Origin of the sequence: Citrobacter sp. wls711 (assembly GCF_005281055.1) — a bacterium.
In the GTDB taxonomy this organism is placed as follows: domain Bacteria; phylum Pseudomonadota; class Gammaproteobacteria; order Enterobacterales; family Enterobacteriaceae; genus Citrobacter; species Citrobacter gillenii.
The window spans coordinates 84,707-108,501 of sequence record NZ_SZXC01000050.1; the positions used below are offsets into that span (position 1 = coordinate 84,707).

Annotated in this window: 20 protein-coding genes and 1 pseudogene; 12 read left to right on the forward strand and 9 right to left on the reverse strand. The window is 47.3% G+C overall.

Annotation, left to right across the window (positions count from 1 at the left end; genetic code table 11):
- Window positions 1-56 precede the first annotated feature (56 nt).
- Genes FDW98_RS15480 through FDW98_RS15495 form a run of 4 tightly spaced genes read right to left on the reverse strand, consistent with a single transcriptional unit; the run spans window position 57 to window position 3,464 of the window.
- The gene (locus FDW98_RS15480; protein ID WP_096757612.1) at window positions 57-563 is read right to left on the reverse strand and encodes a protein disulfide oxidoreductase; all 507 of its coding nucleotides are present in this window, start codon (window positions 561-563) and stop codon (window positions 57-59) included.
- The gene (locus FDW98_RS15485) at window positions 553-1,176 is read right to left on the reverse strand and encodes a DsbA family protein (RefSeq protein WP_096757613.1); all 624 of its coding nucleotides are present in this window, start codon (window positions 1,174-1,176) and stop codon (window positions 553-555) included. The genes FDW98_RS15480 and FDW98_RS15485 overlap by 11 nt, the downstream gene beginning before the upstream one ends.
- Window positions 1,173-3,053 carry a protein-disulfide reductase DsbD domain-containing protein gene (locus tag FDW98_RS15490; RefSeq protein WP_096757614.1) on the reverse strand — a complete coding sequence of 627 codons (1,881 nt, stop codon included), beginning with the start codon at window positions 3,051-3,053 and terminating at the stop codon, window positions 1,173-1,175. The genes FDW98_RS15485 and FDW98_RS15490 overlap by 4 nt, the downstream gene beginning before the upstream one ends.
- 48 nt (window positions 3,054-3,101) lie before the next feature.
- Complete coding sequence (locus FDW98_RS15495; RefSeq protein ID WP_096757615.1) at window positions 3,102-3,464, reverse strand: copper resistance protein; 363 nt, start codon at window positions 3,462-3,464, stop codon at window positions 3,102-3,104.
- A gap of 350 nt (window positions 3,465-3,814) precedes the next feature.
- Here FDW98_RS15495 and dsbA point away from each other — a divergent pair, with 350 nt between their 5' ends.
- From dsbA to cbpM, 3 genes are all read left to right on the forward strand, one after another.
- Window positions 3,815-4,438: a thiol:disulfide interchange protein DsbA gene (dsbA, locus tag FDW98_RS15500; protein ID WP_096757616.1), complete on the forward strand. Its 624-nt coding sequence runs from the start codon at window positions 3,815-3,817 to the stop codon at window positions 4,436-4,438.
- A gap of 204 nt (window positions 4,439-4,642) precedes the next feature.
- Window positions 4,643-5,563, forward strand: coding sequence for a curved DNA-binding protein (gene cbpA, locus FDW98_RS15505; RefSeq protein ID WP_096757617.1), 921 nt, complete (start codon window positions 4,643-4,645; stop codon window positions 5,561-5,563).
- Window positions 5,563-5,868, forward strand: coding sequence for a chaperone modulator CbpM (gene cbpM, locus FDW98_RS15510; protein ID WP_096757618.1), 306 nt, complete (start codon window positions 5,563-5,565; stop codon window positions 5,866-5,868). Before cbpA ends, cbpM begins: the two co-directional genes overlap by 1 nt.
- 75 nt (window positions 5,869-5,943) lie before the next feature.
- On the opposite strand, the gene FDW98_RS15515 is transcribed toward cbpM, so the two are convergent.
- Entirely contained in the window at window positions 5,944-6,303 is a 360-nt protein-coding gene (locus tag FDW98_RS15515) for a YcgJ family protein (RefSeq protein WP_096757619.1), read from the reverse strand.
- A gap of 440 nt (window positions 6,304-6,743) precedes the next feature.
- Between FDW98_RS15515 and FDW98_RS15520 the strand changes: the two genes are divergently transcribed.
- Together FDW98_RS15520 and FDW98_RS15525 are read left to right on the forward strand one after the other, a co-directional pair.
- Window positions 6,744-7,901 (forward strand): efflux RND transporter periplasmic adaptor subunit, encoded by a 1,158-nt coding sequence (locus FDW98_RS15520; protein ID WP_096757620.1) that lies wholly within the window; start codon window positions 6,744-6,746, stop codon window positions 7,899-7,901.
- 28 nt (window positions 7,902-7,929) lie between these two features.
- Entirely contained in the window at window positions 7,930-11,049 is a 3,120-nt protein-coding gene (locus FDW98_RS15525; protein WP_096757621.1) for an efflux RND transporter permease subunit, read from the forward strand.
- A 133-nt stretch (window positions 11,050-11,182) separates the two neighbouring features.
- On the opposite strand, the gene FDW98_RS15530 is transcribed toward FDW98_RS15525, so the two are convergent.
- A complete protein-coding gene (locus FDW98_RS15530) occupies window positions 11,183-12,019 on the reverse strand; it encodes an alpha/beta fold hydrolase (RefSeq protein ID WP_096757622.1) in 837 nt (278 codons plus the stop codon).
- Window positions 12,020-12,368: 349 nt separating this feature from the next.
- Between FDW98_RS15530 and FDW98_RS15535 the strand changes: the two genes are divergently transcribed.
- Window positions 12,369-13,577 (forward strand): multidrug effflux MFS transporter, encoded by a 1,209-nt coding sequence (locus FDW98_RS15535; RefSeq protein WP_096757623.1) that lies wholly within the window; start codon window positions 12,369-12,371, stop codon window positions 13,575-13,577.
- 39 nt (window positions 13,578-13,616) lie between these two features.
- On the opposite strand, the gene FDW98_RS15540 is transcribed toward FDW98_RS15535, so the two are convergent.
- A complete protein-coding gene (locus tag FDW98_RS15540; protein WP_096757624.1) occupies window positions 13,617-14,099 on the reverse strand; it encodes a glutathione peroxidase in 483 nt (160 codons plus the stop codon).
- Window positions 14,100-14,303: 204 nt separating this feature from the next.
- Here FDW98_RS15540 and FDW98_RS15545 point away from each other — a divergent pair, with 204 nt between their 5' ends.
- The 5 genes and pseudogenes from FDW98_RS15545 to FDW98_RS15570 all read left to right on the forward strand — a co-directional run.
- A complete protein-coding gene (locus tag FDW98_RS15545; protein ID WP_096757625.1) occupies window positions 14,304-14,900 on the forward strand; it encodes an urea carboxylase-associated family protein in 597 nt (198 codons plus the stop codon).
- A 371-nt stretch (window positions 14,901-15,271) separates the two neighbouring features.
- Complete coding sequence (locus FDW98_RS15555) at window positions 15,272-15,571, forward strand: putative quinol monooxygenase (RefSeq protein WP_096757626.1); 300 nt, start codon at window positions 15,272-15,274, stop codon at window positions 15,569-15,571.
- Window positions 15,572-15,714: 143 nt separating this feature from the next.
- On the forward strand, window positions 15,715-16,566 hold the full coding sequence (locus tag FDW98_RS15560; RefSeq protein ID WP_096757627.1) for an aldo/keto reductase: 852 nt from the start codon (window positions 15,715-15,717) through the stop codon (window positions 16,564-16,566).
- Window positions 16,567-16,954: 388 nt separating this feature from the next.
- Entirely contained in the window at window positions 16,955-18,181 is a 1,227-nt protein-coding gene (locus tag FDW98_RS15565; RefSeq protein ID WP_110498415.1) for a site-specific integrase, read from the forward strand.
- 8 nt (window positions 18,182-18,189) lie between these two features.
- Window positions 18,190-18,486: pseudogene (locus FDW98_RS15570) on the forward strand (tyrosine-type recombinase/integrase); the annotation flags it as partial.
- Between the two features lie 83 nt (window positions 18,487-18,569).
- Here FDW98_RS15570 and FDW98_RS15575 read toward each other — a convergent pair.
- The gene (locus FDW98_RS15575) at window positions 18,570-20,222 is read right to left on the reverse strand and encodes a hypothetical protein (protein ID WP_228304187.1); all 1,653 of its coding nucleotides are present in this window, start codon (window positions 20,220-20,222) and stop codon (window positions 18,570-18,572) included.
- A gap of 140 nt (window positions 20,223-20,362) precedes the next feature.
- Window positions 20,363-21,448, reverse strand: coding sequence for a DUF4297 domain-containing protein (locus FDW98_RS15580; RefSeq protein ID WP_110498419.1), 1,086 nt, complete (start codon window positions 21,446-21,448; stop codon window positions 20,363-20,365).
- A 727-nt stretch (window positions 21,449-22,175) separates the two neighbouring features.
- Here FDW98_RS15580 and FDW98_RS15585 point away from each other — a divergent pair.
- Complete coding sequence (locus FDW98_RS15585; RefSeq protein WP_137398878.1) at window positions 22,176-23,759, forward strand: hypothetical protein; 1,584 nt, start codon at window positions 22,176-22,178, stop codon at window positions 23,757-23,759.
- The last annotated feature ends 36 nt before the right edge of the window (window positions 23,760-23,795 follow it).

Genomic DNA, 23,795 nt, shown 5'->3' on the forward strand with positions numbered 1-23,795 from the left:
GTAGTTAAGGGTTTATCTTAGCTGTGAAAAAATGCCGGGTTTCCCCGGCACGATATTCAGAACGTTTTTGCCCACCACAGCCGCAATTTCATGCCCCAGTAACTGGTCCAGCCGCTGGTTGTGGAGACCACGCGGCCTTGCGACATCACTACCAGCGTCGGCGTGACGCTAACCTCCCAACTGCGGGAGAGCGCGCCATCGGCGTCGTTGATGACCGGGAAATCCACGCCTTTGCGCGCCAGCCAGCGAGACACTTCCGCTTCACTGCCGGAGCGTAACGCAATGGTCATCACGTTCTCGCCTTCCCGCTGCAGCCGGGCAACGTCCGGTGTGGTGAAGCGGCAAACGCCACACCAGCTGGCCCAGAAATAGAGCAGCACAGGTTCTTGTTGACTGAGCGCCGCCAAGGTAACGGTTTCACCCTGCAGCGTCTGCAATGGCGTGCTGTCAAAAGCGGTGGGGAGCGTGGGCGCTCGCCACGCATCCATCAGCAACATCGCGCCCGCAATCAGCACCAGTAAGATGAGCCCTTCGCGCAGCCAGCGGCGCAGTTTACTGAGCATTGGCCGCCGCCAGCTTTTCTTTGACCACGGCTTCCAGCGTTTCCCACGGTACGGCGCCTGGGATCAGTTCATCGCCGATGATCGTGGCAGGCGTACCGCGCACACCTACCAGCCGCGCCAGTTGCAGGTTGGTGCTCAGCGTTTCCATACTTTTATCATCCAATGTGACCGGGGTCGCCGCCGATTTTTCCTGTGCCTGTTTAATACTGGCAGCAGTATGGTAGCCTCTTTTCTGCATCAGTTTTTCATGTAACGCCTGGAACTGCTGCGGGTGCTCACGCCAAGTCATCAGTGCGGTGCGCGCCGACAGCACCGAGCTTTCACCTTTAAACGGCAGCGGTTTAATCACTACGGCTACGTCCGGGTACTTTTGCACAATTTTTTCCAGCATCGGATCCAGCTGCTTGCAGTACGGGCAGTTGTAATCGGTAAAGTTAATCAGCGTCAGTTTTGCCTGCTTCGCGCCAATGCGCGGACTGTCAGGATCGTTAAACAGCGCTTCCTGAATTAACGCTTCAATTTGCTTTTCCTGCTCCGGGGTAAACGGCGCGGGCTCTTGCGCCACACTGACGGCAGAAAACAGGGACAACAGCAAAACAATCAACAGTTTCATGGCGTGACTCCTTTAGCATCTACCAGCGTGTTTAACACCGCATCGCGGGTTAACAGCGTCGGCAACGCCTGGCCTTCCGGCATGCCGGGGCCATAAATTTGGTTAAACGGCACAGCAACCTGGCCGCGTTTTTTTAGAAATTCGGTCATTGCTTCAGAGGGCAGCGTCCAGTCACCGCGCAGTGCCACCACATCGGGCTGCTGCAGGGCGGCCTGCACGTCTTCTTTATTCAACACGTTGTATTTGTTGACCTTACAGGTAATACACCAGTCGGCGGTCACATCGATGAAAACACGTTTATGCTGAGCCAGCGCGTCGGTGATGGCCTGTTCACTAAGCGGCTGCCAGTTGACGCTCTCTTTGGCGGCACTTTGGCTGGTAAACCCCAGATGCGGGAGCAGCAACGTTGCCAGCCAGATGGCTGAACCAAGCATCATCACCCCGAGCAAACGCCGCAGGATAGTCATCCAGCGTCCCGGACGCGGTAAACGCAGCGCCAGACCCGGGTGCAGCGCCACCAGCAGCCACGGTAAACTCATTCCCAGCCCTAGAGCCAGAAACAGCCCCCACAGCGTGGGTAGTGAAGCCGTTAGCGCCACCGCCACCGCCGTACCCAGGAACGGCGCACTGCACGGCGTGGCAAGCAGCGTCGCAAACGCGCCCTGCCAGAAATGACCGGCCAGGCCATTGCCACCGTGGGTCGCCAGCGTAGTGGTCATCTTTGAAGGTAAACGGAATTCAAACAGCCCGAACAGGCTGGCACTGAACGTCAGCATCACCAGCACCATCATGCCGATAAACCACGGACTCTGGAACTGGATCCCCCAGCCGAGTGCCTGATTGGTCATCCGCAGCACCGTCATCAGCGCGGCCAACGCCATAAAGGAGAGCACTATCCCGGCCACCGAAGCCAGAAACTGGCGGCGAACCTGGCGACGGCTTTTCTCCTCGACGAGTAAAATTGAACCCAGCTTCATCCCAAGAACCGGCAGCACGCAGGGCATCAGGTTGAGGATAAGCCCGCCCAGAAGCGCCATCAACACCACCTGCCACAGCGGGAGCGCCACGCTTTCAGCTGCCGGCGCGTCACCAATGACAAGACGACTTTCCTGAGCGACACCGTTATCTGCCAGCACCAGCGTGAGCGATTTACCGCGCAGATCCGGCGCACCCTCACCCCAGCTGTCATGCACCGGGATCGTGGCGCGCAGCGTTTCACCCTCCACGCGCATTGTCGGCATGCCAAAGTCCGCCTCATCGACAGTATCCAGGTACACCCCCGGTGTAGACCAGCCGCCCTTACGCTGCGCCTCGACGACCAGTTCTCCGGCGCGCGCCCCGGCGTGCAGAGAATCCGTCAGACCACTGGCAAGTGGGATCTGCCCCATGGCCTGTGCATAGTCATGGGCAAAAGTGGCGTCCTGGACAGAAGGCGTCACAGAAAAGGGATAATCTGTCAGCAGACAGACGTTGCTACAGGTCGACAGCGTCAAAACGCCGTTCAGCGTAGCCGGTGACGTACCGCGCACCACCATCGGGAACGTCACCCGATCGTGATAGCCCTGGGTGGTAATGTTGGCGACTTCAAAACGTGCAGGCGTGGGCCAGAACCAGTCCACGGTTGGCATGGCGCCCTTCCAGGCAATAGACGGCGCGACGCCGCCCTCGCCCGGTGAGCGCCAGTAGGTTTTCCAGCCATCCTCCAGTTTGACGTCCAGCAGCAGCCGGGTTTCCCCCTCGGCAGACGTATCGGCACGCAGCCGCACGCTGGCATGGTCGTTCTCAGCTGAGCGCAGCCAGCCGATGTCAGCCGCCCAGGATACGGGCAGCCATAGCAATAACAGACAGAGCAGCGCCTGCCTGAAAACAGTCATCATATTTTTTCTCCGTGAATAATTATCTAGCAGTCAGCAACGGCTGCTCTGTCATTCACGGAAGACGCAAAACCTGAGATGAACCCGCAGTGTGGGCGGCGAGATAGCTCGCGGTGGGAAAAACGGCAGACGAAAAGCCCGCACCGGCGCCAGTAGCGACAGAAGCAGGCAAAGCACCAGAATGGCGCCTTCAAACAGCACCGGAGGCGAAGCCAGCAATGACTTCGCACTCAGTTCGCAAGGGGTCACGGGTGAGGCGTCATCAGCCTCTGTTTGCGCGCTGGCAACAACGGTTGCGGCAGCGGTGTTCATCTGCAACGCGTGCAGACCCGCCATGCGCTGTGCGGTGCATACCATCACCACGACACATGCCAGGCACAGGAACCACCATCCCATCCGTTGATGTTTTGCCATTTTACCCTCACTGATTGACGCGGTTATCTTAGCTACTGGCGAGGTTTTGGCAACCTTTACGCTGTAAAGTTATGTCGGTGCAGGACATTCATCCGCCCTGCTTGTATGTCATGGAAACAAATAATCGCCACCGTAAAATATAACGAGGGAAATCTTTCGCCATTTCCGATGACTCCAAAAAAAATAATTCACCCAGGCATTTAAATACGTTATTAAAAAGCATCCATGCGTAAATCAAAGTAAGGAGCAGCGCATTATAAAATAAATGCTTTATTATAATGATGGCGTAATGGACATCGCGTTCATTATAAACATCTTTGTTTATAATATGTTATTTAGAGTATATGAAAATGAAAAAATATCTACTCCCGCTGATCGGATTGCTGTTTACCGTGAGTGCTCAGGCCGCAACATTTACCGATGGAAAAGAATTTATCACGCTGGAAAAAGCCGTACCGTCAGCCCCTGCTGCACTGAAGTTTTTCTCCTTCTACTGCCCCTCTTGCTATCAATACGATGAGGTCATGGAAGTTACTGATAATGTGAAAAAAGCTTTACCTGAAAATGTTAAACTCACGGATTACCACGTCGATTTTTTAGGCCCTCTGGGAGCCGATATGACGCACGCCTGGTCGGTCGCCATGCTGTTAAATGTGGAAGAAAAGGTTAAACCTTTACTTTTTGATGCCGTGCAGAAGAAGCAGTCAATTAAAACCGCTGATGATATTCGCAACGTGTTTATCCAGGCAGGCGTGAGCGCCAGCGATTATGATGCCGCATGGAATAGCTTTGCGGTGAAATCACTGACCGCCAAACAGCAAGAATTGGCCAAAGCCGTCGATTTGAAAGGCGTACCGGCTATCTTCATTAACGGCAAATATATGATTAACCCGAAAGGATTAAATTCCGATAACGTGAATGCCTTTGTGCAGAACTACGCAGAGACGGTCCGTTTTCTTATTACCAAATCCTGATCATTAATATTGCACGACGCACCACCAACAGAAACCATCTGCTACCGTTGGTGGTGCACAATGTCCGATTCATGCCGTCAGGCGCCACTGTTTTCCGTCCCTTTCATAGTTGGCATTCACACTTTTCAGGATTACCCTAAACTTACGGTGATGCCTTTCCCGAGGGTATCCTTCTTCATGGGTTGATTCATACGAGATAACACTATGGAATTAAAGGATTATTACGCCATCATGGGCGTGAAACCGACGGACGATCTCAAAACCATCAAGACCGCCTATCGTCGACTCGCCCGCAAATACCATCCTGACGTCAGCAAAGAAACCGACGCCGAAGCGCGTTTTAAAGAGGTTGCTGAAGCCTGGGAAGTCTTAAGCGATGAACAACGTCGTGCCGAATACGATCAGTTGTGGCAGCACCGCAACGATCCGCAATTCAGCCGTCAGTTCCAGCAAGGTGAAGGTCAGAGCTACAACGCCGAAGATTTTGACGATATTTTCTCCTCCATTTTTGGTCAACACGCTCGCCAGTCACAACAGCGCCACGCCCGTCGTGGACACGATATCGAAATCGATGTGGCCGTGTTCCTCGAAGAAACCCTTGCTGAGCATAGCCGCACCATCAGTTACTCCCTGCCGGTCTACAATGCGTTTGGCCTGGTAGAGCGAGAGATCCCCAAAACGCTGAATGTGAAAATTCCAGCAGGTGTAGGCAACGGCCAGCGCATCAGGCTGAAAGGCCAGGGCACGCCCGGTGAGAACGGTGGCCCGAACGGTGATTTGTGGCTGGTTATTCATATCGCGCCGCATCCGCTATTTGATATCGTCAATCAGGACCTAGAAATTGTCGTGCCCCTTGCCCCATGGGAAGCCGCACTGGGCACAAAAGTGACCGTGCCAACACTCACAGAGAGTATCCTGCTGACGATCCCACCTGGCAGCCAGGCCGGACAACGATTACGCATCAAGGGCAAAGGGCTGGTGAGTAAAAAACAGACCGGCGACCTGTACGCGGTGATCAAAATTGTGATGCCACCCAAACCTGACGACAACAGCGCCGCATTGTGGCAACAGCTGGCGGACGCGCAGAAGACCTTTGATCCACGCAAAGAGTGGGGGAAAGCATAATGGCTAACGTTACCGTCACCTTTACCATTACCGAGTTTTGCCTGCATACCGGCGTTTCCACCGAGGAGCTGACTGAGATTGTCGGCCTGGGGATGATCGAACCCCGCGAAGATGAAAGCGCCCACTGGCAGTTTGACGATCGCGCATTAAGTGTCGTACGACGGGCTTTGCGATTACGTCAGGAACTGGCGCTTGACTGGCCGGGGATAGCCGTTGCGCTCACGTTACTGGAAGAGAATGCGCAGTTGCGTCAGGAAAATCGCCTGCTGCGCCAGCGTTTGTCACGCTTTGTCACGCATTCGTAATGTATTGAGATTAACGCCCGATTGATAACGTGAAATACCACGGGTAAGCGACGAATTCAGCGCTTACCCGTGTAGTCAGGATTTATCCGTCTTGCCGAACAGCAACGCCGTGTAGTGGGTGTTCACTTTGCCACTGCGTTTACCGTCTGGTCCAAAATATCGGTCATCCCGGCACAGACGCTCAGTGGTGTCGCAGAACAGACCGCCCTGGAAGGTAAAGGCCGTCGTGTCAAATTGTCCGGCCGCTGCCAGTTTATCACCCTGCTTCTTTCCGACATACTTCGTGGTCAGCGCCACCGACAAGCCGTGCTCATCCGCACAGATATATTTGTCGCACAGTACGCCCGCGACAGGGCTGTGTGGTCCGGTGGTCGCGGCGTACGCGGGCAGTGACAGGATACCAACTGCCAGCAGGCTACCAATTTTTATCATCATACTCTCCCTATATTCTTCGCCTGACGTGATTAATATTGTACACCAGAAACCATCTATAACCATGAGCTACAATTATATTACTTTTAGATAATCAGCTGCGCGCTTGATGACAATAATGTGCAAAGGTTTACTATAAACCTGTCTTTTTTAGTAGGGAATTAAAATGAACAAAATAAAAGGCGTAATGATTCTGGCCCTGACATTCGCCCTGTCGGCGTGTGCTTTAAATACGATAGTGCAAGTATAACTCGCCATCACACATTGGGTGAACCTGAATTTAAATAACGTACTCTGTTACCTGTAATTCACTTGCTAAATCATTAGCCAAAAATAGGCTTTATCCTTCTTATGTCTGATCACCTTATGCTATTTATCGATGACATCCCTCCCCTGCATACAATGCAAATTACTGTGTACGTCAAATTTATTCAGGGATTACTATGAACAGAAAACGCTTACTGCTGATACCATTGTTTTTTAGTGTCGCAATTATCACCGCGTGTGACAATCAATCCTCAGAAAAAAACATCACCAGAGAACCCGAAGTTGGGATTATTACTCTGAAACCCTCTTCCGTTGATATTAAAAGTGAACTTCCGGGCAGGGCCGTATCGTTCGAAATTGCTGAGATCAGACCGCAGGTCAGCGGTATAATTATTAAGCGGGATTTTATTGAGGGTGATAAAGTCAGCAAAGGTGAATCGCTCTACCAAATTGATCCGGCGCCTCTGCAGGCAAAACTCGATGCGGCCAAAGGCGCTCTGGCAAAAGCGCTGTCCACTGCCAATAATCTACGTTTAACATTCCAGCGCCAGTCAGCTTTATTAAAATCCAATTACGTCAGTCGTCAGGATTATGACACCACGCGTTCACAGCTTAATGAAGCTGACGCTAACGTTGCCGTCGCCAGAGCGGACGTCGAGCAGGCCGCCATTAACCTTCATTACGCCAATGTCACCTCGCCTATCGATGGCATTAGCGGCACGTCTTCCGTTACCGTTGGCGCACTGGTCACCGCGAATCAGGAAAGCGCGCTGGTCACCATTCAGCAATTAGACCCAATTTACGTCGATTTAACCCAGTCGGTGCAGGACTTCTTACGCCTGAAAGAAGAAAAATCCAGTGGAAAAATCGCCCAGGAAAAAGGCCAGATCCCGGTTGAATTGATGCTGGAAAATGGCAAACCCTACCGCTATACCGGGGCGCTGCAGTTTTCCGATCCCGCCGTCGATAAAGTCACTGGCTCCGTGACCCTGCGCGCCATCTTCCCGAATCCTGACGGCGAGATTTTACCCGGTATGTACGTTACGGCTTTACTGGATGAAGGTCGCCAGCAGAACGTTCTAATGGTTCCTCAGCAAGGGGTTACCCATAACGAGCAGGGAAAGGCGACTGCCCTGATCCTCGACCAGAAAAACAGGGTGCAACTGCGCGAAATCAACGCAGTAAAAGCTGTCGGTAACCAATGGTTAGTGACCGCAGGATTACGTCCCGGCGACCGGGTTATTGTTTCCGGATTACAACGAATCCGTCCGGGAATGAAAGCCCGGGTTCTCTCTTCGCCATCAAACAGCCCTGACACGGTAACCGAACAGTAATATTTCAGGTATTAAGGACACCTTCTTCATGGCTAACTTTTTTATTGAGCGCCCGGTTTTTGCCTGGGTGCTGGCGATTATTCTGATGTTTACCGGGGGGATCGCTATTATGAACCTGCCGATCGCCCAATATCCGCAAATAGCGCCCCCGACGATTACGATTAACGCCGCCTACCCTGGCGCAGACGCAAAGACCGTAGAAGACTCCGTCACTCAGGTGATTGAACAAAATATGAATGGTCTTGATGGCCTGATGTACATGTCGTCCACCAGCGACGCGGCAGGCAATGCGTCAATTATCCTGACGTTTAAAACCGGCACATCACCCGATATTGCACAGGTTCAGGTGCAGAATAAACTGCAGTTGGCGATGCCCTCCTTGCCGCAGGAGGTTCAGCAACAAGGGGTCAGCGTGGATAAATCCAGTAGCAATATCTTAATGGTTGCCGGCTTTATCTCGGATAACAACAGCCTGAGCCAATATGATATTGCTGACTATGTTGCCTCAAACATTAAAGATCCTCTCAGTCGTACTGCCGGGGTGGGGAGCGTGCAATTATTCGGTTCACAATACGCCATGCGCATTTGGTTGGATCCGCAAAAACTCAATAAATATAGCCTCACACCGCAGGACGTTATTGCGCAAATTAAGATACAGAATAATCAGATATCGGGGGGACAACTGGGGGGGATGCCTCAGTCGGCAGACCAGCAGTTGAATGCGTCGATCGTTGTTCAGACTCGCCTGCAAAGTACCGATGAATTTGGCAAGATCTTTCTGAAAGTCCAGCAAGACGGTTCTCAGGTTCTGTTGCGTGACGTTGCGCGAATTGAGCTAGGGGCGGAAAATTATTCGACGGTCGCACGGTATAACGGCAAACCTGCCGCCGGGATCGCGATTAAGCTTGCCGCCGGCGCAAATGCCCTGGAAACATCCCAGGCGGTCAAAAAAGAGCTGGACAAATTATCGGCCTGGTTCCCGGTCAGCATGAAGACCGTTTACCCCTATGACACCACCCCGTTTATCAAGATTTCAATTCAGGGTGTTTTCCAAACATTGATCGAGGCAATTATCCTGGTCTTCCTCGTCATGTATCTATTTCTGCAAAATTTCCGCGCGACGCTTATCCCCACAATCGCAGTTCCCGTGGTTATTCTCGGCACATTTTCCATCTTGTCTGTCGCCGGTTTTACGATTAATACACTGACGATGTTTGGCATGGTGCTGGCAATAGGACTTTTAGTCGATGATGCCATCGTGGTGGTCGAGAACGTTGAGCGTATTATTTGCCAAGAAAAATTGCCGCCAAAAGCGGCAGCGCATAAAGCGATGAGCCAGTTGCAAAGAGCGCTGGTCGGTATTGCCGTGGTGTTATCTGCCGTTTTTATGCCGATGGCCTTTATGAGCGGCGCGACAGGTGAAATCTTCCGTCAGTTTTCCATCACCTTGATCTCCTCTATGACGCTATCGGTATTCGTGGCGATGAGTCTGACACCCGCACTTTGCGCCACGCTGTTGAAAGCCGCGCCTGAGGTGGGGAACACAAGAACACATTTTCTGTTCACCCATTTCAATCATTTCATGGAGAAGTGCACCCGGCACTACACGGACAGCACGCGTAAACTCTTGCGTTGCACAGGCCGTTATATGGTCATCTATTTGGTGATCGGGGCCGGCATGATTGGCTTGTTTTTACGCACCCCAACCTCCTTTTTACCTGAAGAAGATCAGGGGGTATTCATGACCACGGCACAATTGCCTTCAGGTTCAACGATGGTCAATACCCGCAAAGTCCTCGACGAAATAACAGATTACTACCTGACGAAAGAACAGAAAAATGTTGCGTCTGTTTTTACCGTTGGTGGATTTGGCTTCAGCGGCCAGGGGCAAAACAACGGGCTGGCCTTTATCAGCCTGAAGCCATGGTCAGAACGTGTTGGTGAAGAAAATGCAGTTACCGCCATTATTCAACGGGCAATGGTGGCTTTAAGCGCCATTAATAATGCCGTGATTTATCCGTTCAATTTACCTGCGGTAGCAGAACTGGGAACCGCTTCAGGGTTTGATATGGAGCTGCTGGATAACGGTAATCTCGGACACGAAAAAATGATGCAGGCACGCAATCAGTTGCTGGAGCTGGCCAGTCAGTCATCCGGAGAGGTCGCCGGGGTGCGTCCTAACGGGCTGGAAGACACACCGATGTTCCATGTTAATGTTGACGCCAAAAAAGCTGAGGCCATGGGCGTTTCACTCGCGGATATTAATCAGACCCTCTCCACGGCGTTTGGTAGCCGCTATGTCAATGATTTTCTTAACCAGGGCCGCGTTAAAAAAGTGTATGTTCAGGCTGATACGCCGTTCCGTATGCTACCTGGCAATATAAACCACTGGTACGTGCGCAACGCCTCCGGCTCTATGACCCCGCTTTCCGCCTTCTCAACCACCGAATGGACCTATGGTTCACCCCGTCTTGAACGTTACAACGGGCAACCTGCGATGGAAATTCTGGGACAGCCGGTTGCCGGGAAAAGCAGCGGTGATGCAATGAACTTTATGGCATCCCTGATTAATAAACTCCCTGCCGGCGTCGGCTACGCGTGGACGGGTCTGTCTTATCAAGAGGCATTATCCACCAACCAGGCCCCCATGCTATATGCCATTTCGCTCGTGGTAGTCTTTCTTGCGCTGGCAGCACTGTATGAAAGCTGGTCCATTCCTTTTTCCGTGATGCTCGTAGTGCCCATTGGCATCGCCGGTGCGTTGCTGGCTACCGACCTGCGTGGTTTGAGCAATGATGTTTACTTCCAGGTCGGCCTGCTCACCACGATGGGCCTGTCGGCTAAAAACGCCATTCTGATCGTTGAATTTGCCGTCGAGATTATGCAAAAGGAAGGTAAAACACCGCTTGAGGCTGCCGTCGACGCGGCGCAAATGCGTCTGCGCCCTATTCTGATGACCTCACTGGCCTTCATTTTAGGTGTAATTCCACTGGCTATAAGCAACGGCGCGGGTTCTGGTGCACAAAATGCCGTCGGTACCGGCGTAATCGGGGGCATGCTGGCGGCGACCGTACTGGCGATTTATTTTGTCCCGGTCTTCTTTGTGCTCGTTGAAAACACGTTAGCGCGATTTAAAATATCGCGCTGATATAAATAAATATAATATACCTGTATATGATAAAAACTCTGGGGTTACATTATGTAACCCCAGAGTTTTTAAATAATCGATTAACAATGATTTAATGCATATTCTGAACATTCACCGCAACTTCAGAATATTTTCAGGCCTGAATGAAGTGCAACAGATCGTTATTAATCACCTCGGCATGGGTAGTATGCATCCCATGCGGATAACCTGGATAAATCTTCAGAACGCTGTTAACGAGCAATTTATCCTGCAACAGCGCTGCATTTTTATAAGGAACGACCTGATCATCATCTCCTTGCATCACCAAAACGGGCAGCGTAATGGCTTTTAAATCATCGGTATGATCGGTTTCAGAGAACGCCTTAATTCCTTCGTAGTGCGCTTTTGCACTCCCCATCATGCCCTGTCGCCACCAGTTTTGAAGTGTTCCATTGGATACCTCTGCCCCTTCCCGATTGAATCCATAAAAAGGCCCGGTTGCCACGTCAAGATAGAACTGCGCGCGATTGGCGGCAAGCGCCTGGCGGAATCCATCGAAAACGCTGAGCGGTGTCCCTCCCGGATTATTATCTGTCTTAACCATCAGCGGTGGCACGGCGCTGATCAGTACGGCTTTCGCCACGCGACCTTGCGGTTGTCCATATTGAGCGACATATCTTGCCACCTGCCCCCCTCCCGTGGAGTGACCAATATGCACGGCATTATGCAGGTCAAGATGCTCCACCACGGCCGACACGTCTGCCGCATAGTGGTCCATATCATGACCGTCGCTCACCTGATCTGAACGTCCATGCCCGCGACGATCGATGGCGATAACACGATAACCGTGATTAAGGAAGAATAACATCTGGTTATCCCAGTCATCTGCGCTCAGCGGCCAGCCATGATGGAATACGATAGGTTGCACATCTTTCGCCCCCCAGTCTTTATAAAAAATGTTTACACCATCTTTTGTTTTTACAAATGACATAGTTGTATTTCCCTCGAGAGGATATTCCGCCTAAAGATCGTTGATACCACATTGATCGCGCAACGTCTTACCAGCATGTTACACATCAACGCGAATGAACCTGCGTAAGGCCTAGTAAGTATAGTTGCAAAAAAAGAAACCTTTTAATTTTGGTTTTACTGGATATATAACGTATGCCATCAATAGATCGTTAAAAACAAAGCGTTATTAGCCAACATCCACTTACCTGAAAATTAAAATTCACATTATTAATGAATACCACTCATAGCGCCTATCCTCTTGCTGACCATTATCTGCAAGCACAAACCCGTTAACATGGTCCTGTCTTTCAATATCCAGATGGTTCAGCATGCTTAACCTACAAGCACAAACGCAGTCAGCGACGGCTAAAAAAACCGGTCTTACCTTTGTCCTTATCCTTAGCGCCTTAATGGCCGTGACCTCCTTATCAACCGATATCTATCTGCCGGCAATGCCCATAATGGCAAAAGATTTACACGGCGATGCTGAGTTAACCATCACCGGTTTTCTCATGGGTTTTTGCATTGCACAACTGATTTGGGGACCGATTAGCGATCGTTACGGGCGGCGTCTGCCGCTATTCATTGGTTTGAGTTTATTCGTTATAGGTTCAGTCGGCTGCGCATTATCAACGGATATTGTACATATTGTCTTCTGGCGTGTTTTTCAGGCGCTAGGTGCCTGTACCGGCCCGATGCTGGCGCGCGCAATGATCCGCGACCTGTTTAGCCGTACTCGCGCAGCACAAATGCTGTCGACCCTGATGATCATCATGGCTATCGCGCCGATTGCCGGTCCTCTGATTGGCGGGCAAATGATTAAGGTCACCTCGTGGCACACCATTTTCTGGCTACTGGCGATAATCGGTACATTCATGCTGCTGTCGTTATTCTGGCTACCGGAAACCCTGACGGAAGACAAACGTTCCCAGGCTTCCATCTCCAGCGCCTTTCATCATTATTCCGCATTACTGACCAACACCAGATATATGCGCTTTACGCTATGCCTGACGTTTTACTACATCGCGGCCTACGCCTTTATCACCGGTTCCCCGTTTGTGTACATCACGTACTTCGGCGTTGATCCGCAGCATTATGGCTGGTTATTTGCCATCAACATTGTGGGACTGATGGCCGTGAGCATGGTCAACAGACGCCTGGTTTATCGCTACCCACTGGAAGCGTTACTTAAGATTGCTGTCTTCATCGCTACCGTTGCCGCCATCGTGCTGGCTGTTACAACGGGTCTGGGCGCGGGAGGGATCACGGTGATTGTCGGAGCCGTATTCGTGTTCTTCTCAATGAATGGCATCATCGCCGCGACGTCTACGGCATATGCACTGGACGCCGCGCCGAATGTTGCCGGTTCCGCATCGGCGCTAATGGGCGCGTTGCAATACGGTAGCGGCATCATCTCCTCGCTGTTGCTGGCACTCTTTAGCGATGGCACACCTTGGACAATGAGCTGGGTCATTGCGGTATTTACGACAGCCAGCGCCGTCATGGCACTGAGCATTCAGGTAAAAAATCCGCAGTAGCACGAGATACTGCTATTCCCCCAGAGAATGGCAAAACACTTAGATTTCCAGTGCAGCAAGAATTGTGGCTTCTATTTTCTCTGGGGTGGTGAACGGTGCAAAACGCTTGAGCGGTTTACCGTCGCGTCCAATCAGGAACTTAGTGAAGTTCCACTTGATCCGCCCACCCAGCACGCCTGGCAATTCGTCTTTCAGGTAGCGAAATACCGGATGCGTTGCACCGCCGTTGACCTCCACTTTCTCGAACATCGGGAAACTCACACCGTAGTTGATGTGGCAGGTCTGAGCGATTTCGTCGGCACCGCCGGGTTCCTGCTTACCAAATTGGTTGCAGGGAAACCCCAGCACCACCAGACCCTGCGCAGCGTACTTCTTGTAAAGCGCCTCAAGACCTGCGTATTGTGGCGTAAAGCCACAATGGCTGGCGGTGTTAACGACCAGAACCAGCTTGCCAGCGTAGTCAGCCATAGAGATGAGCTGACCCTGCAGGCTGGTGGCAGTAAGTTGATGAAAAGTGGTCATGTCGGGATCCTCAGAGCAGACGTCGACATTGCCATGCAGCGGGTTGCTGCTGGGGTAATCGTCGCGGGTCGTGGAGAGGAGATCCAGCTCCCCATTGATTAACACCCTATTATACGAACAATATCCGTTTCCTCATCATTCATTAGTTACGCCACTGCCATTTTGTTAATCTTCGTTACTGGTAATCAGAATGGATGTCAGGAAATGAGCGAGCAGATAAAGATAGATATTCCGCCACAGGAAGGTCGTGGCTTTTGGGTTGCTAAAGGTCAAACATTCAGTGTTATTGATCCTGAAGGGCAGCAGGTTGCGGACTTGTGGGCAATGTCTATCAGCGCTGGTGAAATTGACTGGCTAAGCACATCTCAGACGCGAGATATAACAGAGCGATTATTCCCCGCACCGGGAGAGTCTTTTTACAGTGAAAAAGCCAAACCCTTACTCACATTAGTGCAGGATAACTCACCATGCCCGCATGATATGCTGTTCCCGGCCTGCAACCCTGGACTTTACGAACGAGCTGGCCTGTATGATCACCCGAACTGTCGTGACAACATGCTGAGAGCACTGCAGGCGGCAGACATATCACTCCCCATCGTTCCCGATCCGGTCAATTTTTTCCAACGCTCAGAACCGCAGGCTAACGGTAAGCTTGAGGTATTGGCTTCGAACAATCCCCCCGGAGGAAATGTGCTATTACTCGCGGAAACAGATCTCTATGTGGTGGTTACTGCCTGTTCTGTTGATTTCCACCCGACCAATGGGGGCCACTGTACTGGTATCCAGATTATCGTTGGTTGAAATTCTGATAGATTAGGACTGGGCTATCACCGACTTCCAGGACGTACACAGCAGGTGCAATAAGCCTTTCGGGGCACTTTTATTTGAGGTTAACGATGGCCGCGATCGATCTGAGCTGGACGTTCCTTGCACACAGAGCACGCGTTTTATTACGGACTCCTAAAGCGGTGAGATTTGCCAATCGTATAGGCGCTGTTGCTATGGGTGGTGCCGCTGCGGCTATCGCTGCACGCAACTAATACCCTAAAAAGTCTGCTGGCCATTTGTCGGCAGATTTATTAAATCTGAGCGTCTGTTTCTGGCTCTGACCGGCCCTTGAGGCTGGCATTATCCGTAAAAAACCTTGTACCATTTTTAATGAAGGAGTTCGCATGCTAAAAGTCATCGCCGAAGATTTTATCAAACCTGAATGCGTCGACAACGTTCTCCCTTTATACCGCGAACTCATCGCGGCAACGAAGAAAGAGCCCCTGTGTATTGCTTATGATTTGTACCGGGATGAAAAGGATCTGGGGCATTTTATTTTCATTGAAGAGTGGCCTGACCGGGCAGCACTCGATACACACTGTGCCAGCGAGCATTTTACTCGGCTTGTTCCTTTGATTGATCAATACGCACGTAAAGCGGCGCAGTATATCCTGATGGATGGTCGGGTGGAGCCGGAGAGATAAAGTCCGCTTCCGGCTAGAAGCCGACCGGCGTTGTTCCATAAGATTAATGAATCCATCTAATAAAGCTTAGTGAATTACTCCATCTAATCAAATAAATCAGTTTGCGTTATGCTGTTACGGGACAACAGTTGAAGGATAACGTCATGCAAACAGTCACACTGAACAACGGTATTAACATGCCCCTGTTGGGCTTTGGTGTATTCCAGATGACGGATGCCGCCGAGTGCGAGCGGGCGGTGATTGACGCCATCGAAACGGGTTATCGCCTGATTGATACCGCAGCCTCTTACCTGAATGAAACTCAGGTCGGCAACGCGCTAAAACAAAGCGGCGTCGCCCGCGATGAGCTTTTTGTGACCACCAAATTGTGGTTACACGATACAAACTACGAAGGTGCGAAGGCCCAGTTCGAGCGGTCACTGAACCGACTACAGCTCGACTATGTTGACCTGTATTTGATTCACCAGCCTTACGGCGATGTCCACGGCGCATGGCGAGCCATGGAAGAGCTGCAACAGGCAGGTAAAATTCGCGCTATTGGCGTGAGCAACTTCCATCCCGACAGACTGGCCGATCTTATTGCCTTTAATAAGGTCACCCCGGCGGTGAATCAGATTGAAGTGAACCCTTTCAATCAGCAGTTGCATGCCGTGCCGTGGATGCAAAGTCGTGGCATTCAACCTGAAGCGTGGGCCCCGTTTGCCGAAGGGAAAAACGGTCTGTTCCAGCATCCTGAGTTAACAGCGATAGGTCAGAAATACGGCAAAAGCGTCGGTCAGGTTGTCCTGCGGTGGATCTTCCAGCGTGGCATCGTATCACTGGCAAAATCGGTGCGTAAAGAACGTATGGAAGAGAATATCAACATCCTCGATTTTGAACTGAGCGCGGAAGATATGCTGCACATCACCGCGATCGACACCGCAACCAGCGCATTCTTTTCCCATCGCGACCCGGCCAGAGTGGAATGGTTGGCTGGCCGTAAGCTCGACGTCTAATCCGCGACACAAACAGAGGTTTACTGTCGCAAACACGTTATCTCGGTCAATCCTGGCTCGACGTGTTGGCGACAGGACTCGGTTTCATGGGGTTAAGCTACGGCTTACATGACTAACACGCTGAATCTGTTTGCCTGACACGTTAAATGCCGCAACCAGAACCGAATAAAACGAAAAAACCCAAGTCGCATAACGACTTGGGTTTCGTATTTGGCGGAAGCGTAGTCCGCCAAATTAATGTCCGAGAATGCCAGAAATAGTCCATTTTTACCATTAATAAACAATATGTTGTCAAAATTGATTGTTCGAGGACGTCTTGCTACATCCGAAAAAATCTGACATTTTATGCAGTACCTTATGCATGGCGGTTTGTATGACAGGATTTACTATGCCGAAAAAAGCAAAAGAACTCACCGGACTGGCTGTTGCCAAGCTAAAAACTGAAGGCTCTTATGCTGTTGGTGGCGTTGACGGTTTATATCTCCGGGTCCGGGGTCAGTCCCGTTCATGGGTGCTTTGCGTTGCTATGGGGGTAAGAGTAAATGCTCTAGGAAGAACCGTTCCGAGACGTTTAAACATGGGTCTTGGCCCCTACCCTGAAGTTTCATTAGCGGAAGCGCGTGACAAAGCTCGTGAGCTGCGTAAACAAATCCGTAATGGTATTGACCCTCTTGCAGAAAAGCACGCCCATAAAGCGCATCAGGAACGTCTGGCCCACAAGAACAAATCCTTTGCTAGCTGTGCTGAAGACGTTATCGCAATTAAGACCAAAGAGCTAAAGAACCAGAAACACATTGCCCAATGGCGGTCCACGCTGGAAACGTATGCTTATCCTGTTATTGGTCAAAAACCCATCGCTGAGATTACAAAGACTGACCTATTAGCGATACTTGAACCAATCTGGTTAACAAAAAACGAAACTGCCAGCCGTCTGCGTGGTCGCATTGAAGCGATCATTGATTACGCAAAAGCGAAAGAATACTTTGAGGGCGATAACCCTGCTTCATGGAAAGGTATGCTTAAGCCCCTCCTGCCAATGCCAAGCAAAGTTCAGACCCAAAAACATCATGCTGCATTACCCTACAGCGAGATCGGCTCGTTCATGACCGAATTACGTAAACGAGTAGGCATTTCAGCGCGAGCACTTGAGTTTTCAATACTTACAGTTTCGCGCTCTGGTGAAGTCCGTGGCGCTGAATGGTCAGAAATAGATCTGAAGAACAAAACGTGGACCATCCCTGCCAGCAGAATGAAAGCCAGCAAAGAACATAGGGTTCCGCTGCCTGATGCTGCCATTGCCCTGTTAAAGGACTTACCCCGCTTCAAAGACAATAATCTTGTATTCCCAGCCCCAAGAGGTGGAATGCTTTCTGATATGTCATTGCTGGCAGTCTTGAAACGAATGGGACATAGTGGTTTAACACAACATGGCTTCCGTTCAACATTTCGTGATTGGGCTGGTGAAACCACAGACCATCAACGTGAGGTAATTGAACATGCGCTGGCTCACCAGTTAGCTGATAAGGCTGAGGCAGCGTATCAACGTGGGACGTTATGGCCTAAGCGTGTGGCGTTGATGGATGAGTGGTCAGGCTATTGTCTTACCCATGTTTAGCTGTTCTGTCTGAATATACCATCAACAAAGCCCTTCGCAATATGGGCTATGACACGAAGCAGGACATCTGTGGACACGGTTTTCGCACGCTGGCCTGTAATGCCTTAATTGAGTCAGGTTTGTGGTCAGAAGACGCTGTAGCGCTTCAAATGAGCCATAAGGAAAGCAATAGCGTCCGTGCTGCTTATACCCACAAGGCCAAGCACCTTGACCAGCACCGCCTGTTGCTCCAGTGGTGGGCTGATTATCTGGATGCGAACAGCAACGGTATGGTTAGGCCGTTTGAATTTGCTCAAAGAAGATAACAATAGAGGCCAAGGATGGCCTTTCACCATACTTTACCCCTATCTTTTATTATCTAAAATGAAGATTAAGTGGCTAACCTTATTTATTCCTTCTCACTTTGACCTGTAATCATTGACTGAAGATATTTATATTCAGACCTCAAAGAATTATATTGCGAAGCAGTTAGAAGTCTATTTGAATTTAACTCAATAACATTAGCATCATGTTTAAATTCATTTAAAGCATCATTTTCCATTGCGCATAGTATTATTTGATAATCCTGAGGAACACTACGCATTAATTCTTTAATAACAGTTTCATAACGGTATCCCGCCTGTTCCTGCTGGTTGGGTGTATCGATAACGAAAGGAGGCACTACGCAAGATTTAGCACCATGAATTTGTTGTAGTATAGAGAGTTGATAAGCAAGTAGTCCCCTAGCAGCCTCAGCAGCACCACCACCAAGCAACTGTTTATAATCAGTGGGTGATTTAACTTTGCTAAGATTTATCCCTGTCGAACCTAGTGCTTCAATATTTGCCAACAGTTTGGACATAAAGGACGAATTCAGTTCTTCCCTTTCTTTGGTAGAAAGAAGTTTTTTCTGGTCTTTTTTTAAATCCTTGATAGAACTGTTGGCTTTGTTGATGTTAAGGTCTTCATTATCGATTTTAATTTGAATATTTTTTGAAACATTTTCAGTAGATATGGTATCAATTACTTGAGCAATGAGATCTTTTTCAACTGCATCGTCGTCTGTAATGTATTTCTTATTTATCCTATCGATTTCGTTAGTAATAAACTGAGCGTCATCATTTAATGAGTTCAATGAAGAATTGAGCTCCGCTATTTTAGATGCTATTGAATTTGCCTCATTAAGCAATGAATCCTTTTCTGAAAGAAGCAACGCTCTGTTAGGTAGTGAGTTATCATGAAGAGTGCCACACAATGGACACTCTAAATTGTCAGTAGGTATGGATTCTACCGCAAACTTATAATCTTCCTCGAGTTCATTTGCAGAAGTAATGGCTAACGAATACTGACTTTCGAGATCGTAAATATTTGAAGTGATAGTAGTCTGAGCATCATAAAGTCTTGTTTGGTAATCGATCAAGTCGTAAAGTTCATTTTTTATTTCATTCTGAATCTTAATGAAATCATCATTATCTAAAGCTATAGGCGAATCAACCGAGTTATCAACTATAACTTCAACCGCGCTTTGAAATTTTTCTATTTTATGTGCTGATTCTTTCTTGATTTCACTATATTCATAAATATTTTCCTCAATATCAAAATGCTCAGGCTTAAGATAACCAGTAAAATATTTGATTAATGGAACTTTCCAGTTAGAATATTGCCCTAAGTTCTCGAATGAATTCCAAGGTGAACTCCAGCTTTTTATCTGGTCAATATAAAATGGTAAAAAATAATATGCTGGAGGAGGCGTCTCTAAGTTTCCATCACCACGATTAGGAAGCTTCATTTTGAAATTGACGAGATCCGAGAAATCTTTCGAAAAATCACCAGTTATATTTATATATCTTTGAGCTTCATCGCCGATAGCTCCCAAAATTATTGAGTGGGTTCCACGACATGAAAAATATTCTTTGTTATTTATAGTAAAGTATAAAATGGATTTGATGTCATTTGATTTCCACTCTTCATCGAAAACAGGATCGCATCCTAAAGACCACATTAAACTTTTTGCTAGAGTGGACTTGCCAATACTATTATCTTTTCCGGTAATTAAATTCAATCTTTTCTGGAACGAGAACTGATTCGCAAGTCTTTTCGAATCTGATATCAGAACTAATCGTTGAAATGTCAAGTTTCTCATTTTTCTTGTTCCTTAAATTCCGAATTAATAATTTATAGTTATCTTTATTGCTTACAATATTATTCATGCATCACCTTTAAAAAGCTATAAATTACCTCGCATAATATATCGTCATATTCTGGCACTTTATCTTCAATATTAAGCTCTTGAGTTTTTAAAATAACTGACTCAATGTAATCACGGGTTTCTGTAAAGTCTTCTTCAGAGACACTACTTAGCGCCTGCTGGACTGTTCTCATTATATTCATATCAAAAGCCGACGAATGTCCGGTTCGGCGCAAGAAAAGTTGTTTTATTTTTTTATTAATCTTCCGATAGGTTAAGGTGTTCCATTTCATGTCATTTTTAGCTAAGTACTCAAAGTCTTTCTCAAAGTCTTCAAATTTTGGGCATGTTGTATTAACAGCTATAACATGCTTTACCTTATGAGATGTTAGAGATTTATCCTCAACCATTTTCTCCCAAAAAGTAAAATCGTAACTATTCTGTCCTTTGCGATGAATTTCATCGATTATCGCTCTATAAATATTAACGGCATTGCAATGACTATTTGGAAATATTTCATTTACTAATTCAGCAAATCTACCAATGACAAATTCTTCTTGGTTCTCTAATTTTATTTTTGGAACAATAAACTTTAGATTTTCTGGCAAGAGAGATATTCCAAGCTCATCCTTTAATTTTCCAGTTAACCCCGACAAGCAATCTACACTAAGATCACCTGAAGTTATAACGTCTAATTTTAACTTCTTATCTCTTTGTTCAAATGAGAAACCACTGGAGGACACAAGACCTATTTCCGTAATTCGTGCTTCATAGTCTGTACCAATACATGAGCTTAAGAGCTTACCGAGAATGGAACTCTTAGCTCCCTCAGCACCTTGCTCTCGTTTGGTTAAGGCGTCAGAAGTGAAGGGTTTTCCAGTGTTCTTTACTTGAAAAAATTCAAATTTTGCCGAACTTCCATACAATGAGTCTGCGATAACGACATCCTCATGATATTCGATCAATAAGGCATAGTCAGAATTTGATTTATGCTTTTCAATTATTCTGCATAGAGCCCAATGATATTGAAAATCATATTTTCCAAATGTGGTTGCTCCTGAAATTTCTCTTTGAGCATGACCCAAAACATTACGTTCCATTGAAAACCCCACCTTTACTTAAGGAATCGCTACTGACTTTTCTAACCAATCTAATTTAGGAAGGGCAAAAAGTCTATAAAATCGTGGTCTTAGCCCGTTCTGAAGTAGAACTATCACAACACAGAACATTGCAGATAAACAGAACCAGTATTTTTTTAACATATGCTACCAGCATCTCATACTCATGTCGGTAATCGAGTGATAAAGACAATGATAATGACTATCAGGAATCAATATTGATGGTTATATGGTGGCATTGACAGGTCAACAGGCAATTCATTATGCAATATGGTTATATGAAAAGCAAAAGTCATTCAGATATGCCATAAATAAGACGACAGCGTCCACATTATTTACACTCTTAGGCAAACATCTTGATCAGCTCCTTTTGATGTTGCAGTGGTGGATTTGTTATCTAAATAGCAATGTCTAATACCACTACACTTACGCTGACTGGCATGTAACATGTTGCGTAAAGGCATACATCGTAGACCTGATACAGCGTGGCAGACAGAGAAAACAGCACCAAAGTCTTACGCTATGAATGGATTACAATCCCACACAGCTATTTAGGTGCCAATATTAATGACATGGTCATGCTATCTCAATTTGCTCGCAGCAAATAAAGACCTGAAAGCTAAGGATTACGTTGCCTTATACAGTAGACATATTCAATATAAGGATTTAATCTAGACAAGTCAGTCATAGTAAAGAAATGGAGTTTGTAGTGATCATTGAATATGCTGTGGAAAAAGAAACAAAACAGATCATGCATATTGATGATGTTCCTAATGGAGCTAAGTGTAATTGCATATGTAAGTCATGTAATGATGAATTAATTGCTCGCAATGGTGGAAAATTAAAAAAACATCATTTCGCCCATAGAAATCTGATTGAAAATCGTGCTTGCCGAATGACACAGTTGCATTTAGCAATGCAACATTATTTTCTTAGCTTAGATGTATTAACAATACCTCAAATGACTTTTGCGTATAAGAATCACACGCTAAAAACACCACTAGTAAAAACCAAAATACTATCCGCAACCTTAGAACATAGAATTGGAACCTATGTGTCAGATGTCTGTCTTAACACAGATACTGGATTATACATCGTCGAAATCTGCGTAACACACAAATGCGAGCCTGAAAAAGTACGTTACTTTAAAAATAACAAAATAAATGCAGTAGAGTTAGTGTTTAAATACTCTGAAGATATCGAGATAGAAGAATGGTATCAACGTGTTAAAAACAATCAAGTTCCCAATGAATGGTTTTATTACTCTGAGTGTATTAAAGCGATTGAATGTCATGAGTTAGCTGTTGAAAAAGAAATAAATGAAAGACGTTCAAGAAGATTAAAAAACACACTAAATTCAATCAACAAAACACTGAAAAATAAAACTATATTCCTGCCAAGTATTCATGAGAGTATAACTTATGAAGAATCTAATGAGATTTTTACTGAAAGCTTCTGCCTTTACAAAAAGAAGAATCGTGCCGTTGATAAAATATCGGTTATACAAAAAAACGATGATTGTTTTATCCTACGTGGAGACACTTTGCATAAAGGGAAAGAATTTCATATATGGATAATATATTTACTAAATGAATTTGATTTTAATCGAATGGATGATTTTGAAGGAAGTGTAATTATAAGATTCTATCCTATAGATAGTAACAAACCTCAATGGCGCTGGTTGAAATATCCATCACTTGAAAAAGAAAAATCACGACTACGATCTCATTTCATTAAAGATTGTAAAGAAAGAATACACATAAAATCCCTAACAATTCATATGAGCAATAGATTGAAAAATCGCTCATATGAGTATTTAGACATGACTGATGAACTATTCAATAGAGACTACAGCACATGGAATAAATGGCTTATAAACAATAAGCTATTTACTCCGAGCATGCAGAGGAAGTGGCCAAAATTACCTATAACGCTTAAAGAAATGAAAGAATCACCAAGCCTGTGGATGTTCCAGAGATGGTCAATTTTAATAATTAGCATTATGCTTAATATAATAGATAACATACCAAATGGAAGCAGCATTACTGTTTATAACATATTTGATGAAATGAGTGACATCCTACCTCTCGATCCTGAATTTATATCATTAGAAGCAGAGGCAATCGCCAATAAGAAAACCATTCAATTACCTCATCGCCCTCTTATTTTTAGAAGACATATAATCCATGAGACCCTGAAACCTTTGATTGATAGAGGTATATTAATAACTACTGGAGATATTATCATTAAGAAAACCCCACTACGGCAATTATTTTCGCAGCCCGTGGAGTAATATAAAACATCGAGAGAAAGCTTTAAAATTCATTAG

What these genes read in the sequence shown, in the direction of transcription:
- FDW98_RS15480 (WP_096757612.1), bottom strand. Translation starts at nt 563, where the DNA reads ATGCTCAGTAAACTGCGCCGCTGGCTGCGCGAAGGGCTCATCTTACTG.
- FDW98_RS15520 (WP_096757620.1), top strand. Translation starts at nt 6,744, where the DNA reads ATGAACAGAAAACGCTTACTGCTGATACCATTGTTTTTTAGTGTCGCA.
- FDW98_RS15545 (WP_096757625.1), top strand. Translation starts at nt 14,304, where the DNA reads ATGAGCGAGCAGATAAAGATAGATATTCCGCCACAGGAAGGTCGTGGC.
- FDW98_RS15555 (WP_096757626.1), top strand. Translation starts at nt 15,272, where the DNA reads ATGCTAAAAGTCATCGCCGAAGATTTTATCAAACCTGAATGCGTCGAC.
- FDW98_RS15540 (WP_096757624.1), bottom strand. Translation starts at nt 14,099, where the DNA reads ATGACCACTTTTCATCAACTTACTGCCACCAGCCTGCAGGGTCAGCTC.
- cbpM (WP_096757618.1), top strand. Translation starts at nt 5,563, where the DNA reads ATGGCTAACGTTACCGTCACCTTTACCATTACCGAGTTTTGCCTGCAT.
- FDW98_RS15560 (WP_096757627.1), top strand. Translation starts at nt 15,715, where the DNA reads ATGCAAACAGTCACACTGAACAACGGTATTAACATGCCCCTGTTGGGC.
- FDW98_RS15490 (WP_096757614.1), bottom strand. Translation starts at nt 3,053, where the DNA reads ATGATGACTGTTTTCAGGCAGGCGCTGCTCTGTCTGTTATTGCTATGG.
- FDW98_RS15485 (WP_096757613.1), bottom strand. Translation starts at nt 1,176, where the DNA reads ATGAAACTGTTGATTGTTTTGCTGTTGTCCCTGTTTTCTGCCGTCAGT.
- FDW98_RS15565 (WP_110498415.1), top strand. Translation starts at nt 16,955, where the DNA reads ATGCCGAAAAAAGCAAAAGAACTCACCGGACTGGCTGTTGCCAAGCTA.
- FDW98_RS15525 (WP_096757621.1), top strand. Translation starts at nt 7,930, where the DNA reads ATGGCTAACTTTTTTATTGAGCGCCCGGTTTTTGCCTGGGTGCTGGCG.
- FDW98_RS15515 (WP_096757619.1), bottom strand. Translation starts at nt 6,303, where the DNA reads ATGATGATAAAAATTGGTAGCCTGCTGGCAGTTGGTATCCTGTCACTG.
- cbpA (WP_096757617.1), top strand. Translation starts at nt 4,643, where the DNA reads ATGGAATTAAAGGATTATTACGCCATCATGGGCGTGAAACCGACGGAC.
- FDW98_RS15530 (WP_096757622.1), bottom strand. Translation starts at nt 12,019, where the DNA reads ATGTCATTTGTAAAAACAAAAGATGGTGTAAACATTTTTTATAAAGAC.
- FDW98_RS15580 (WP_110498419.1), bottom strand. Translation starts at nt 21,448, where the DNA reads ATGGAACGTAATGTTTTGGGTCATGCTCAAAGAGAAATTTCAGGAGCA.
- FDW98_RS15535 (WP_096757623.1), top strand. Translation starts at nt 12,369, where the DNA reads ATGCTTAACCTACAAGCACAAACGCAGTCAGCGACGGCTAAAAAAACC.
- FDW98_RS15495 (WP_096757615.1), bottom strand. Translation starts at nt 3,464, where the DNA reads ATGGCAAAACATCAACGGATGGGATGGTGGTTCCTGTGCCTGGCATGT.
- dsbA (WP_096757616.1), top strand. Translation starts at nt 3,815, where the DNA reads ATGAAAAAATATCTACTCCCGCTGATCGGATTGCTGTTTACCGTGAGT.